11 protein-coding genes are annotated in these 14,502 nt (G+C 63.4%); 4 read left to right on the top strand and 7 right to left on the bottom strand.

Annotation, left to right across the window (positions count from 1 at the left end):
- Positions 1-217: 217 nt before the first annotated feature.
- Both G3480_RS21455 and G3480_RS21450 read right to left on the bottom strand, forming a co-directional pair.
- On the bottom strand, positions 218-1,156 hold the full coding sequence (locus G3480_RS21455; RefSeq protein WP_240905966.1) for a PfkB family carbohydrate kinase: 939 nt from the start codon (positions 1,154-1,156) through the stop codon (positions 218-220).
- Entirely contained in the window at positions 1,140-2,579 is a 1,440-nt protein-coding gene (locus tag G3480_RS21450; protein WP_164655929.1) for a formylglycine-generating enzyme family protein, read from the bottom strand. The genes G3480_RS21455 and G3480_RS21450 overlap by 17 nt, the downstream gene beginning before the upstream one ends.
- A 589-nt stretch (positions 2,580-3,168) precedes the next feature.
- Here G3480_RS21450 and G3480_RS21445 point away from each other — a divergent pair.
- Positions 3,169-4,461 carry a DUF3422 family protein gene (locus G3480_RS21445; protein ID WP_164655928.1) on the top strand — a complete coding sequence of 431 codons (1,293 nt, stop codon included), beginning with the start codon at positions 3,169-3,171 and terminating at the stop codon, positions 4,459-4,461.
- A 70-nt stretch (positions 4,462-4,531) separates the two neighbouring features.
- Here G3480_RS21445 and G3480_RS21440 read toward each other — a convergent pair whose 3' ends face one another.
- Both G3480_RS21440 and G3480_RS21435 read right to left on the bottom strand, forming a co-directional pair.
- Positions 4,532-5,038 (bottom strand): retropepsin-like aspartic protease family protein, encoded by a 507-nt coding sequence (locus G3480_RS21440; protein ID WP_164655927.1) that lies wholly within the window; start codon positions 5,036-5,038, stop codon positions 4,532-4,534.
- A 184-nt stretch (positions 5,039-5,222) separates the two neighbouring features.
- Entirely contained in the window at positions 5,223-5,465 is a 243-nt protein-coding gene (locus tag G3480_RS21435; protein WP_164655926.1) for a hypothetical protein, read from the bottom strand.
- A 36-nt stretch (positions 5,466-5,501) separates the two neighbouring features.
- Here G3480_RS21435 and G3480_RS21430 point away from each other — a divergent pair, with 36 nt between their 5' ends.
- Positions 5,502-6,281, top strand: a complete 780-nt coding sequence (locus tag G3480_RS21430) for a dienelactone hydrolase family protein (protein ID WP_164655925.1) — start codon at positions 5,502-5,504, stop codon at positions 6,279-6,281.
- A 316-nt stretch (positions 6,282-6,597) separates the two neighbouring features.
- On the top strand, positions 6,598-7,968 hold the full coding sequence (locus G3480_RS21425; RefSeq protein ID WP_164655924.1) for an NAD-dependent succinate-semialdehyde dehydrogenase: 1,371 nt from the start codon (positions 6,598-6,600) through the stop codon (positions 7,966-7,968).
- 218 nt (positions 7,969-8,186) lie between these two features.
- On the opposite strand, the gene G3480_RS21420 is transcribed toward G3480_RS21425, so the two are convergent.
- Positions 8,187-12,131, bottom strand: coding sequence for a PAS domain S-box protein (locus G3480_RS21420; protein ID WP_164655923.1), 3,945 nt, complete (start codon positions 12,129-12,131; stop codon positions 8,187-8,189).
- A 458-nt stretch (positions 12,132-12,589) separates the two neighbouring features.
- Complete coding sequence (locus tag G3480_RS21415; RefSeq protein ID WP_164655922.1) at positions 12,590-12,760, bottom strand: hypothetical protein; 171 nt, start codon at positions 12,758-12,760, stop codon at positions 12,590-12,592.
- Positions 12,761-12,886: 126 nt separating this feature from the next.
- On the opposite strand from G3480_RS21415, the gene G3480_RS21410 reads away from it, so the two are divergent.
- Positions 12,887-13,726, top strand: coding sequence for an MBL fold metallo-hydrolase (locus tag G3480_RS21410; RefSeq protein ID WP_164655921.1), 840 nt, complete (start codon positions 12,887-12,889; stop codon positions 13,724-13,726).
- 183 nt (positions 13,727-13,909) lie between these two features.
- Here the strand turns inward: G3480_RS21410 and hmuQ are convergent, their stop codons facing one another.
- Positions 13,910-14,215: a heme-degrading protein HmuQ gene (hmuQ, locus tag G3480_RS21405; protein WP_164655920.1), complete on the bottom strand. Its 306-nt coding sequence runs from the start codon at positions 14,213-14,215 to the stop codon at positions 13,910-13,912.
- Between the last annotated feature and the right edge of the window lie 287 nt (positions 14,216-14,502).

Here is a 14,502-nt window from a genome sequence, read left to right as displayed (position 1 = left end):
TCGGGATCGGGATCGGGATCGGGATCGAACCGACGATAGCGATTCCGATCCCGATAGCGATCCCGATGGCATGACTCGTGGGTCTGAGGCGAAGCCTCCCTAGGAGTTTCCAGACAGCTTCTGAGACCAAGACGCGGATCAGAAGGAGCGCCTGACGCATGACCCTCTCGAGATCTCTTGGGGCCGAGCCTCAGGCCTCACTCAGCCGGCGCTCGGCTCAGAACCAACCGGTACGCCGGGCCTCGGCGACCAAGCCGTCAAGACCAATGCGACCGCACTTCAAGCCAGCCAGACGCACCGCGCGGACCACGGCTTCTCGGGGCGTCAGAGCGCGCAGCAGACCGTCGATGACAGCAGCATTGAGGCAATCCCCCGCCCCCAAGGTGTCGACGACCTGCGCCGGGGCATGCGCGCCCGCATGCTCGACGCACCCGCCTCGAGCCCGCAAGTAGGCGCCGCCAGCCCCCCAACCGAGGACGCAGAGGCCGGCAGTCGTCTGCCGCTCCAAGTCGCGCAGAAAGGCGCCCGGATCCTCGAAGCCCCGCGCCTGGGCGTAGGCCCGACCGGCGATAATCAGATGCGGCCCAGCCAAGAGCGCCTCGATCCCCGGGCGCGGCTTTTCCAGCTCGAGCGAAATGACAGCCTGCGGCGCGCGACGACGGGCGCTTTGAATCATGGAGGCCGTCTCGGCGGGATTGCGCCCCTCGAAATGGACCCATTGCACACCCTTCAACGAGAGCGCCTCGAAGCCCGCCGCATCCAACTCGGGCAGGTCGCGATGATGGACGATGGTGCGGCTGCCGCTGACCCTGCTCAGCGTGACGTAGGAAGTCGGCGTCATGGCACCTGGAACAGTGACCGCCGCTGTGGCGTCGATTCCATGATGCTCTAGATCCAGCAGCACCTCTTGGCTCGCGGCATCGTCGGCAAGGGTGCCAAGCCAGGTGCATTGGTGGCCCAACTGAGCGAGGACGGAGAGGCTGTTGGCGACATTCCCTCCACGGACGCGTCGCTGAGAAAGCGCACGCACCTCGCTATCTTCCGAGGGGTAGCAATCGACCTCGTTGATCAGGTCCAGTGTTGCGATGCCGACGCCGAGGACTCGGCAGGCCGGAGAGGGACGAAAAGCGGCGGGGAAATCAGGAATCCCGAGCAACGCGGAACCCCAGCATATTGAGCTGCGCCTGCGGGTCGAAACGCGCGCGGACATAGGAACGCATTGAGGACGCGGGCTTGTTGAAGGCGCCACCACGGGCAACACGGGTCCTGCACTCGCCGCCGAGCCGCGCCGAGCCATCCTTCGGCGCCCCCTCATAGCCGGCAACATAGCAGTCGGCAACCCATTCCATGGCGTTACCCGCCGTGTCGTAGAGGCCGAAGGGATTGGGTGCGAAGCTCTCCACCGGAGCGGTTGAGCGATTGTCCCATTGACTACCACAGTCGAAGCAGACTGCGCGGCCCGGCTCCAGCTCATAACCCCACCAAAACGGACCCTCAGAGCCTGCCCGCGCGACGAACTCCCATTCCGCCTCCGTCGGCAGACGATAGCGACGGCGGGTCTGCTGCGACAGCCAGGCAGCATAAGCGCGCGCGTCATCCCAGCTGACGCCGACCACGGGGCGCGTGCCGCGCCCCCAACCGTAGTCGTCTGGAAGCGCCCTTCCGGTGGCCTGCGCGAATCGATCGTACTCTTGGAAGGTCACCTCGTGGGCGCCGATCATGAAGGACGACACCCGCACGCCATGCTCCGGGCTGAAGTCCTGACCGGCGAGGCTGTTGTAGCCCATCTGAAACGTACTCCCCTCCAAGGCGATCATGGCGGGCCCCTGACTACCGCCGCTGAGTCGGTCACGGTAGATCCGCGGCGGGACGGCAGGCGACCTCTGGGCCTGTTCCCCAGGCACCTCAAAGACCTGGTCGCGCGGGTCAACGACTGACGCGATTGGCCTCCGAGACGCCGTCGACAAACCCGGATCAGGGGGCAGCTCGGCCCGAGGCTGCAAATTTGGTAGCGAAAGATCGAGCTTGTCCCACATCGAGTAGAGCAGCGCCACCATCGCCAAGGAGAGCAGAACAAAGAGCACAACGCCCCCCGCAATGAGGAGATGCCTCGGTGTCTTGGGCTTTTCCGACGCCTCGGAAACAGGCTCCGCAGGTGCGGCAACGGGGCGCCGCTCTGAGATGCGCTTCGCGTCGACAAGCTCGCCGCGGAGTCGCTCGACCTCCCCGTGGGCGTCTTTGAGCGCCTGCTCTTTGCGCTCGATCTCCTGCTTGAGGCTGTCATAGGCGATGTTTTGATCTTCCAGCTCGTCCTCGAGCCGGCGACATTCCTCGGTGATATGGTCGAGCGCCTGCTCCTTGGCCTCCAAGGTCTGCTGCAGCATCATCATTTCTTGCTGCATCGCGAGCCGTTCGGTAGCGGTCGCAATCGAGCTGTCGGGCGCGTAGTCCCGCTCAGCAAGCCTGTTGTTCAGGCGTATCACTTCTTCTTCCGCTTCCCTCCGCATCAGCTCTAGCGTCTTGCGCAAGGAATCGGACTCGTCATCGTATTGTGCTTGCGAGTCGATTTGTTCGGCCATGCTTCGGCATCACTCTGATTGAAACGAACGGCATTGAAACGAACGGCGAGGAGAATACCCGCTCGGGATTGATAGGCTATCCGTCGAACGCCACCAAGTCGTCGGCAATTGTACAATCCACGAATCGCAACGCCTCACGCGAGATTTAAGAATGCTAAACCTCTGCCGGGGCGGCTTGGCATATCCCCGCAGCTTTGTACATGAATTTCTGCGGCCGCAACGAGACGCCCTCCGCAGGGTGTGATCACACCCCCAGCGAGCATCTCGCCTTCGAGCGCTGCGGGAGCATTGCGCTGATTGGGCGAGGAGGCATGCAGGCTCGACAGGTTGGACGCAGTGAATCAGCGCAGCCTTGAGGATGAAGGGATCCTCCTCGCACCTCGAGCGACGGTGCCCACCCTCCGCTGCGAAAGGCCGCCAATAAAGCACGGGGGGCGCACGCCGTCCAGAGCAGTGCAACCGCGCTGAGAAAAACGGGACAGGAACGCCTGGGCCGCGGCTTGGTAAGGCGACGACCGCCCAGCGTCTTTCCGGGGTCATCGTTTGCAGCTACCCTTAGCGGCTCGCTGCATCACGGAGTCTTCGCAGAATGCCTTTGCCCTTCAAGGAGCACCCACTACGCCAGCAGGCGATCTCAGAGCTGCATGCGCGGACCTATGAGCCGCTGCAAGCGCCGGAGCGCATCTCGCATATCACGTCGGTCTGTGGCGAGCGCGGCACCGGACGCAACCTGCGCTATATGTTCAAGCTGCTCGAGCACTACGGCCTCCCCCTGCCCGAATCCGTCGATCAGCACTACATCGCGGAGCTGGGCGACATTCGCATGCTGTGGGAGCGTCACACAGAGTTCGTGACCTACACCTTCATCAAGCACGGCAGCTTCACGCATCCCTTCACCGCTCCGGTGATCCTCGAGCTGCCTCAACATTGGCTCGCCAATCTGCCTGGAGAAGTGGTCTCCGCCATCTCGCTCGCGCTCGAGCCCAAGGACGGCCCCGAGCGCAGCACGGAGGCGCTTTCCCAGCTCTTCGACGGCAATGTCGTCATCGGCTCCGAGGTCGTCGGCGGCGCGGCACGTGCCTGGTCCGACATCCGTATTCACAGCGACGGCTTCTCGCGCATCTTGCTGCGCGACCAGGGGCTGTCCAGGAACCAAGCCGGTCGGCTCGCCAAACGCATTCTCGAGATCAGCTCCTATCAGGCCATGGCCCTGCTGGGACTACCGCCGGCGCGTGAGGCCAACCGGCTGCTGAGCAAGGCGGACGGCCGTCTGGTCGGGGTCGCAACCCAAATGTCCGGCGACCAGCGCACCGAGACCGCCGCGCAAAAGGCGCTGCTCGCGGCGCTGACCGCGCTGGCGGTCGACATCGAGACCATCGCGGCCAAGACAAGCTACCGCTTCGAGGCGTCCAAGGCCTACTACGGCGTCGTCACCCAGAGGCTCGAACAGCTGCGCCAGCGCCGCATCGAAGGGCTGCAAACCTTTACCGAGTTCCTCGACGCCCGCCTGGCGCCGGCGATCGCAACCTGTGATTCGACATTCCAGCGCCAGCACAATCTTGCCGAGCGCGCGGCCCGCCTGACCAGCCTGTTGCGAGCCCGGGTCGAGGTGGAGCTGCAGCGACAGAACCGCAGCCTGCTCGAATCCATGGACAAGCGCGCCAAGATCCAGCTGCGCCTCCAAGAGACCGTCGAGGGGCTGTCCGTGATTGCCATCGGCTACTACGGCGTGGGCCTCGTCGGCTACCTCTGGAAAGGGCTCGAGGGACACGGCTTCCCGATCGACGCCAACTATTTGACCGGCCTCTCGGCGCCGGTCGTGGTGCTACTCGCCTGGCTTGGCCTGCGCCGGATGAAGGCCCGCCTGCTAAAAAGCGAATAGCACCGCAATCATTTCCGCGAGCCCTCGAATAGGCGGCAAGGCGCCCCCGAAGCAGGCTTACGCGACTGTCTCAGGGGGACGGCAAGGGCCTCAAGGTTAGCTTGCCGGCGGCGAGGATCACTTCCATGTGCCTGAGGTAGGACATGCCCAGCAGCACCTGCTCGCCATGCATGTTCGGCAGCACCGTCGCCTTGACGCGCTTGGCGACCAGGCCGCCGACATCGACACTTTCCAGCCAAGCCGACCAGCTCTGCACATTGCCGTTTCCGGTCTTGCTGATTGCGCCTGGCGTCAAATTCAGGTCGAGGGCCTGGGCGACGCGATAGGGCATGGCGACATCGACCGACCCGGTATCGACCAGGAACTCGATCCGATCACCGTTGATCCGCCCGGTGGTGACATATTGATTCAGCTGATTCTCTTCGAGCACGACCTCTGGAATTCCAGAGGCCCCGAGATAGGCGACGGGATGTGGATTCGGATTGCCGCGCGTACCGGTCTGAGCAAGCGCCCAGGCAACAACCAGCCCGCAGCAGGCCAGTGCGATCAAGCCACGGTACGGACTCAGCCATAGCATCTTCACAGCTCGATTCCTCGACTCTAAGAAAGCGTCCATCAACAACTTCCCCCCTTTCGCAAAGGGGGGCTAGGGGGGATTTCGGGCGGCATCGCTCGCATCGGGAAACAATTGATGGACACTTGCTAAACGAACATCTTTAGTGCCCGCATGCAAGGCACCAAGCCGATACCCGCGAAAGGGCCTAGGAAATGGTGCAGATCAGCCACCTGTCAGCCGCCTGTTCTGCGGCTTGGCCGCGCTCCCATTCGGCGATTGTCGACACCCTGTTGAAATCGGTGATAACAGCGCCGAACTTCAGTTGGCGCAGGCTGCGGCACGCGCCCGAGACGCGCCAAGCGAGTTCGACCTCAGAACGGACAAGCGTCGGCCCTCGCGAACTCAAGGTCGCTTCGGCCACTTCGATACCGAACACTCGCTCATTCATCCCGAGCGAATCACCAGCTCACATCAGGAGGGTTTCATGCGCAAGCTCATCGGTCTCTTGGCTCTGCTCGTTATCGGCACGAGCGCGCAGGCAGAGATACAGTCCAAAGCCATTAGTTACAACGACGAGGGCACGGCCCTGACCGGCCACCTTTACTGGGACGATGCAACCAAGGAGAAGCGCCCCGGCGTCCTTGTCGTCCATGAGTGGTGGGGGCTCAACGACTACGCCAAGAAGCGCGCGCGAATGCTCGCCGAACTGGGCTATGCGGCCTTTGCCGCCGATATGTACGGCGGCAACCAGGTGACCAAGGACCCCAATCAGGCGCGTGAATGGATGCAAGCGGTCACCGTCGACCCCGAACTCTGGCGCCTACGTGCCGGTGCGGCGCTGGCTCAACTCAAGGCCAGCGATCTCGTCATCCCCGAGAAGACCGCTGCCATCGGCTACTGCTTCGGCGGCGGCACCGTGCTGCAGATGGCCTATGGTGACGCCGACGTCCGGGGCGTGGTGAGCTTCCATGGCTCGCTCCCGGCGGCACCGGAAGAGGCTCAAGGTAAGATCGGACCCAAGATCCTGGTGCTGCACGGCCAGGCCGACTCCTTCGTCGCGCCAGACGTGGCCGCCAACTTCCGGAGCAAGTTGGAAGCCGCCGGGGCCAACTGGGAAATGGACATCTACGGCGGGGTGAGGCACAGCTTCACCAACCCGGACGTCGGCGAGTACGGCATCGAGAACCTCAAGTACGACGCCCAGGCAGACGCCCGCTCTTGGACGCGCATGCAGAGCTTCTTAGACGAACTCTTCCAGGATTGAGTCGGCGTCGATCATTGTTTCGGCCAGTCATCTTCCCTAGGGTGGACAAGCGCAGCGCAGTCCACCAACGCCGACGCGGGATTCGGTGGACTTGGCGCTCGCTCGTCCACCCTACCGGCCCAACTGATGACCAAGGCCATTGAGTCGACTTCAGGATCGAATCGACTCAGCAGGGTTGGCCGCGGGTCATCGACCTCGAGGATCACCAACCAGGCGCTCGAGTCGCGAGCTGATTGGACGCAGGGACGACCTCCAATCAGCGCCTCATCAGACCGCGCGCCCCACCGCGGACCCACTTGAGTGGCGAGGAGACAGCATGCCGAAACGATTCGAATCCACCAATCCCCATACGGGCGATCTTATCGAGACCCTGGCGCCGATGACCGCAGCTGCCTTGGAGCAAGCGCTTGCCGCTGCCGCGGATCAGGCGCCCGCCTGGGCCAAGCAAGGCATCAGCGAGCGCTGTGACCTGCTCCGGGCCGTGGCGAAGCTCCTGCGGGAGCGCAAGTCGGCACTGGCGCGCCTGATGACGCTGGAGATGGGCAAGCTGATCGCCGAGGCGGAGGCCGAGGTCGAGAAGTGCGCGCTCGTCTGTGACTACTATGCCGATAACGCCGAGTCCCAGTTGGCGGACACCTCAGTCGCCTCGGATGCCAGCCGCAGTCTGATCGCCTACCAGCCGCTCGGCGTGCTCATGGCCATCATGCCCTGGAACTTTCCCTTCTGGCAGGTCTTCCGCTGCGCCGCCCCGGCACTGGCAGCGGGCAATACCCTGGTGCTCAAGCACGCCTCCAATGTCCCGCGCTGCGCCCTGACCATGGAGGCACTCTTCCGTGACGCAGGCGCTCCGCCCGACGTCTTCCAGACCCTCTTGATCGACGCCAAGACGGCGGAAGGCGTCGTCGCCGACGCACGCATCCGCGGCGTGAGCCTGACCGGCAGCGAGACCGCCGGCAGACGGGTCGCCAGCATCGCCGGCGAGCACCTCAAGAAGACGGTGCTCGAACTGGGTGGCTCAGACGCCTTCGTTGTGCTCGAAGACGCCGACTTGGAGCTAGCGGTGAGCACCGCAGTCAAGGCACGCTTCATGAACGCCGGCCAAAGCTGTATCGCCGCCAAGCGTTTCATCCTCGTCGAGACCATCGCCGATGGCTTTGTCGACGCCTTCAAAGCCGCCATCGCGGCACTGAATCCGGGGGACCCTCTGGAGGAGACAACCACCTTGGCCCCGCTGGCCCGCAAGGATCTGAGGGAGATCCTGCATGCGCAGGTGGAGGCCAGTCTCGGCGCGGGGGCCGCCTTGGTCACTGGCGGACAAGCCCTTGATGGACCGGGCTGGCACTATGCCGCGACCCTGCTGGACAAGGTCGCGCCCGGGATGCCGGCCTATGCCGACGAGTTGTTCGGCCCGGTGGCATCGGTCATCCGCGCCAAGAACGCAGACGCTGCGCTCGAGATCGCGAACGACTCGCGCTTTGGTCTCGGCGGCAGTGTCTGGACAGCAGACAAGGCACGCGGCGAAGGCTTCGCGCGCCAGATGGCTTGCGGCTGCGCCTTCGTCAACGGCATGGTGAAGAGCGACCCCCGCCTACCCTTCGGCGGGATCAAGGATTCAGGCTACGGACGCGAGCTGGGAACGCCCGGCATTCACGAATTCGTGAATGCCAAGACGCTGTGGATTGGGTGAAGTGGTCGGTGGCCGGTGGCCGGTATCAGCATGATCCAATAGGATCCCCGGAACCGCAAAGCACGTTAAACACGCCTGCATTCTTCTTGCCGTCCTTGCCGTCCTTGATGTCCTTGCTGTCCTTTACGCCCTTGACGATCCTCACCACCCAATCGAGACAAATCGGTCGGACCGGCCCCAAAGAAGCGCCACTTGAGACGCCCCCCGAGACTGTCAGGCTATTCCAGCGCGCAGCGTTCGAGTGCCGAGATGACCTCGGCGATATTGCTCGTCAGCAAGGCTTGCTTTTGCGCGACATCCTGATCGGACAGCTCATTCGCGACCGCTGCCTCCAGATCCGCGGCCTGATCATGCACCTTATCCAGGCCCAGGGTCGCGGCAGCGCCCTTGAGGTCATGCAGCAGGCGCTGTGCCTGATCCCGCTCGCCGACCGACAGCAGTTCACGCGAGCGCTGCATGTCCTGCGCATGCGTTTCGATGAACTTCTTCAGCAGCCGCCGATACAGGGCCTCGTTCCCGCCGAGGTTCCGCAATCCGACATCAACATTCAAACCTGACACTTGGCTCAGGGCGTCAGGCAACGCCTTCGCCTCGACCTTGCTTTTCAGCTCGGGCGCCGAGGTCTTTGAGTCCAGCCATTGCGCGAGCGACAGATAGAGCCGGTTGGGATCCACGGGCTTGGCGATATGGTCGTCCATACCCGCGTCTAGGCAGGCATCCCGATCGTCTTGGAAGGCATTGGCGGTGACGGCAAGGATGGGAATGCCCTCATAAGCCGGCAGCTGGCGAATCCGCCGCGCTGCCTCCGGCCCGTCGATCTCGGGCATCTGCATGTCCATGAGGATGGCGGCATAGGTCTGCTTGGACGCCAGCTCGACGGCAACCACACCGTTCTCCGCAATGTCGACCACCAAGCCCGCCTCCTCAAGCAGGCTCTTGAGCACTTCGCGGTTGATCAGGTTGTCTTCCGCGACCAGAACGCGTGCGCCTCGGTAGTCAGCCAGGCGCGTCAGGGCATTATCCAGCGTCTCCTCCGTGGTGACCTCCTGCCCATCGCCAACTACCCCAAAGCATGCCGTAAACCAGAAAGTGCTGCCCTCGTCCAGGGTGCTGTCAACGCCAATCTCGCCGCCCATGAGTTCGACCAGGCGCTTACAGATCGCCAGGCCCAACCCGGATCCGCCGAACCTGCGGGTGGTCGAGGTATCGGCCTGCTCGAAGGCAAGGAAGAGTTCGTCTTGGCGCTCGAGCGGAATGCCAATGCCCTCGTCCCTGACCTCGAACCGGAGCTTGAGATCGGCGTCAGAGCGCTCCAGCAGCGAGGCATGGATCCTGATGGTGCCTTCGTCACTGAACTTGAGCGCATTACCGACCAGGTTCAGCAGGATCTGATCCAGCCGCAGTGGATCGCCGCGCAGGCGCTCGGGCACCTTGGGATCGATGGCGAGGCTGAGCTTGAGCCCCTTGCCCTTGGCCTCGTCCGCGACCAGCATGTTGAGCTTGGTGAAACTATGCTGGAGTTCGAACTCGACTGCATCGAGATCCAGCTTGCCGGCCTCGATCCTGGAGAGATCGAGGATGTCGTTGATCACCCGCAGCAGGTGGTAAGCCGCGTCCGTCACCCGGCCGAGCCGCTGCGTCTGCTCGCGGTCCTTGGCGCTGGCCTTGAGCAGGTGTGTCATGCCGATGATGGCGTTGAGCGGGGTACGGATCTCATGGCTCATATTGGCCAAGAAGGTGCTCTTGGCCAGATTCGCCGCCTCGGCGGCCGACTTGGCGTGCTCCAGCTCCGCGGTGCGCGTGCGCACCAGCTCTTCGAGATGCGCCCGATAATGCGTCAGCTCATCCTCGGCCTGCTTCTTGTCGCTGACGTCGACGAAGACGACACGAATCTGCTCCAGCACAGCATCACGGAGCACGGGATCGGCGCTGACAAGCACCCAACGCGGGGCCTGATCCGGGCCATGCAGAATGCCGAGCAGCTGGTTGCGCAATGGCTGATGCCTGTCCATCACACGTCTAACCGGCAACTGCTCCAAGGGCACCGGACGCAGATGCGCGTCAACCAGGCATTCATGCCAGCGATCAGCATCCAGGGCATCGATTTCCTCGGGACTCAGCTCGAGGATTGCAGCTGCGGTCGCATTGAAGTCGACCGGACGCCCGTCGGCGCCATAGACAAGCACGCCGACGGGTATCCCCTGCAGCAGGTCACGGTAGCGTGCCTCACTCTCGCGCAAGGCCTGCTCTTGACGTCGACGCTCGGTCACGTCCTGTACCGTGCCGACGGCGCTCAGCGCAACGCCCTTGGCGTCGGCGCGAATCTCGGTACGCTCGCGGACCCAACGCGACTCACCATGACTCAGTTCGACACGGTGCTCGATGTCGTAAGCGGAGCCGCTGATCGCCTCAGCCCAAGCGGCCCGCACCCGCTCGCGGTCATCCCTGTGAACGCGAGCGAAGAAGGTCTCCAGATCAACGTGCGTACCCGGCTCGACCTCAAAGAGTCGGTAGGTCTCGTCGGACCAGTCCAGACGCCCGCTGACGAAATCAAGGGACCAGCTCCCAGTCTGGGCGACGGACTGGGCGCGTCTCAGCGTCTCCTCGCTGCGCCGCAGCGCGGCCTCGACGCGCTTGCGATCTGTGGTGTCGCGATGCAGCGCATAGAGGTAGCTCCTCCCGCCCCACTCGACCCGCGAGGCACTGATCTCAACGTCGTAGGCTTCGCCGTCTTTGCGGCGATGACGGGTCTCAAAGGTTGAGCCCTCCTCGGTCGCCTTGGGGATCCTGGCTTCAAGTTCGGCACGGGACCGACCGATGTCCCAATCCCAGACGCAGAGCTGTCCAAGCTCCGCGTCCGAATAGCCCAGCATCGCCGCGAAACGGGCGTTCCATTCGACTAGCCGGCCCGTCATGTCGAGGACGGCGATGGCGTCACGCGATCGCTCGAACATGACCCGGCGCCGCTCGGACTCCTCGCGCAGCACCCGCTCGGCCTCTCGAATATCGGTGACATCGCGCCAGATCGCGGCCCAATAGCGACCGCCGCGGATCTCGACCAGGCGACTCGTCACCTGCACGCGACGCAGGCTGCCGTCCTTGCGGCGATGGAGCGTCTCGAAGTCACCTCGCCCGATGCGATTGATCTGCTCCATGCGGCGCGCCACCGCCTCGGCATCCGCATCGCCCCGAATATCGGGGATCCGCAGCCGCGCGAACTCGTCTCTTGCGTAGCCCAGCGACTGGCAAGCGGCGTTGTTGAACTCGACGAAGCCCAGGGTCTCGGCATCGATCAGGACGATGGCATCCGCCGCCTGATTGACGATGGCGCTGTAGAGTTCTTCGCGCTCGCGCAGCGCATCCTGGGTACGCCGCGCCTCGGTGATGTCGCGCGCGATCCCCAGAATACCGATCAGCCGCCCCTCCGCGTCGTGCATGGGCGTCTTGATCGTCTCGAGCACCTCCTCATGACCATCATCGGCGAAGGTGATGGTCTCTTCATTGATCACTGGGCTCACAGCATGCAGCGCATCGAGGTCGTGCTGACGGAACGAATCCGCCACCTCAGCCGAGATGAATTCACGATCCGTGCGACCACGGATCTCCGCCTCGGTGGCGCCGAAGAAGCGCTCGAACCGCTGATTGCACGCCAGGTAGACGCCGTCGGGGTCCTTCAGCCAGATGAGATCGGGAATGGTACGGAGCATGGCTCGCGTCAGGCCCAGCTCGGCCCTGAGCCGGGTCTCGCTCGCCTGGCGCTCGGTGTCGTCGCGGCCGACAACCAGACAGCGACCGTCATCGAGCCGCTGCAGCGTCAGATCGACGAAGACTTCGGTCCCGTCCGCTCGCTGCATCCACAGCCCAAGGCGCAGGCTGCTGGCGTTATCCAGAGGGGCCATGAGTGCAGGCAGACGTTCGCGATCACGCAGTGCAACCAGAGCCGAGAGGCGGAGGCCACGCAGGGCCGCGAGATCATGCCCGGTCAGCTTGAGTGCGACCGGATTGGCATGCTCGAAGGTGGTATCCGCTGCCAGGATCCAGGCGGCATCGCCAATCGCCGCGATCATGGCGCTCAGCTCCCGCTCGAACGGCAGCGGCTCCGTTTCCTCGCTTCGAGGCGCTTCGTTTCTGATATCAGTGACGCCCACTTGTCTCTGCATCATGAGTTGTGTATCGGTGTCAACACGGCGTTCACGGGTCGCCGCGGTCCCGATGAAGAAACCGAAACTCCGCCCTCGGCGCCCGCCGACACCCGGCAGGCCAATCGCGGAACGCTAACCACCATCCACTCGCGAAGTCTTCACAAGCGGATACGGACAATAGCCCGAGGCGCATCGACGTCATCTCAAAGGGCGAGCAGCAACACACCCGCCAATGCTAGCTGCATCTCAGCCCCAGAGTGAAGCAGCCGAGTGAAGGCCGCCATCAACCTCGCAGTCGCGTCCGTCAAGACTAGGCGAAAAATGGATCATTGGTTACCAAGACAAATACCTAGAAAGCGTCCATCAACAACTTCCCCCCTTTCGCAAAGGGGGCTAGGGGGGATTTCGGGCGGCATCGCTCGCATCGGGAAACAATTGATGGACATCCTCCTAGTGAGGCTTCGCCTCAGACCGACGCGTCATGCCATCGGGATCGCTATCGTCGGTTCGATGCCGATGCCGATGCCGATGCCGATGCCGATGCCGACGGCCTTGGGTCGAAAAAACACGCAAGTCCTTCTTGAACAAAAGCAATGCTTCTTGGCCCACCGCTCGCCCCCTTCGCTCAGCGCATTGTCAAGGAAGTGCATCGACGACCGCTTTAGACTCAGATAAGGGCTCGGTGTCTTTGCAGGCTTCGAAACAGGTTGCGACCCCAGCCCCCAACAATGCGGACCACGCGAGAACGAACGACAGAGGCACAGAGGAGCATTCGCATGAGTCGCGAGATAGGCATCACCCAGCTCGTGGAGAACACGGCGGGCGGAAGAGGATTGCTGGGCGAGCATGGCATCGCCTACTTTATCGAGGTGGCAGGACGCCGCGTCCTCTTCGACACCGGACAAGGGGAAGTCCTGCTGCACAATGCCGAGCGACTCGGGCTGCCGCTGGCCGAGGTCGAGGCAATCGCGCTCAGCCATGGCCACTACGACCACGCTGGCGGATTGGAGGATGCGCTCAGCGTCACGGGTCCGGTCGACCTCTATCTGCATCCCGAGGCGAGGCAGCCGAAGTACAACCGCGCGGGCAAGGCCATCGGCACGCCTTACTTGGCATCCGACGCGCTCAGGGGACATGTGCGGCGTCTCGTCGAGACCCGCGAGCCAGTGAGCATTGGCCCAGGCATCCATCTCACGGGTGAGATTCCGCGCCGCCATAAGATCGAAGACACAGGCGGCCCCTTCCACTTGGATGCGAATCGCAATCAAGTCGACCCCTTGTTGGACGACCAGGCCATGTACCTGGATACGGCCGACGGCACCCTCGTGCTGCTGGGTTGCGGACATTCTGGCGTGATCAACACGCTCGAACACATCCAGCAACTCACCGGGGGCAGCCACATTCATGCCGTCATCGGCGGCATGCACCTGCTGCGCGCCACGCCGGAACGGCTGGACTTCACGGCCCAACGCCTGGAGGCGCTCGGAGTCGAGTATCTCGCACCAATACACTGCACCGGTACCGAGGCGGCCTGCTTCTTCCGCGCCCGCTTCCCGGACAGGATTCACGCCTCGGAGGTCGGCACCCTGCACGCGTTTCGACGGTTGCAGGCGTAAGACCAGGTTCGAGAAATCGGACCACGAAGGCCTGAAGGACGCGCCAAAGAAATGCGCATCGCCCACCCCCGAGTGCGCGTCATCAATGGCTTGATGCCTTGAGATCCTTCGCGCGCTTGGCCCGACCTCTTCAGCATCAAGCGTCGATCGCTGGCGACTGGGAGCTGGCAAGCGCGCCCAGGATCAGATCACGGACTCGAACAGCTCGAGCTGCGGCGGCCCCAGGTAGAAGTCGCGCGTGTCCTTGCCAGCATTGGCATGCGCGGCGCGGAAGGCCTCAGAGTGAGTCCAGGCGATGAAGAGCTCCTCCGATTCCCACTCGGAAAAGGACGAAAAGAGCGTGTGGTCCTCAGACTCTGGCCCTTTGAGCAGGTGGAAGCGCACAAAGCCCGGCACCTGGTCCAGATAGCTCTCGCGGCTGCGCCACACCTCGACGAAGGCGTCTTCCTGGCCACGCAGGATACGAAAACGATTCATTGCAAGATACATCGGAATTCTCCAAAAAGGACCATGAGGCGTTGCATCGAGCCCAAGACATGGAGACGCAAGCCTGCGGTTTCGAGGACGCCCGCCACCAAGCCCGCCCCGAGTCCCAGAGGCTCGGAACCCGTCTCAGGCGTCGTCCGCCTTGCTGGGCAACCTTAGCGCGGACGCTCAGCCGGCGTCAGAGGCTGTCTGAATATTGCAATCGCCCGAGCTGTAGATACTCTGTTCTGACGCAAGTCCGATTTGCCTCCTGTCCATCATTTTTTTCTATCGGCATCGTTGTCTCAGCG

Origin of the sequence: Thiorhodococcus mannitoliphagus (assembly GCF_010915725.1) — a bacterium.
GTDB classification, from domain to species: domain Bacteria; phylum Pseudomonadota; class Gammaproteobacteria; order Chromatiales; family Chromatiaceae; genus Thiorhodococcus; species Thiorhodococcus mannitoliphagus.
This window is presented reverse-complemented; position numbering and strand designations above follow the sequence as displayed.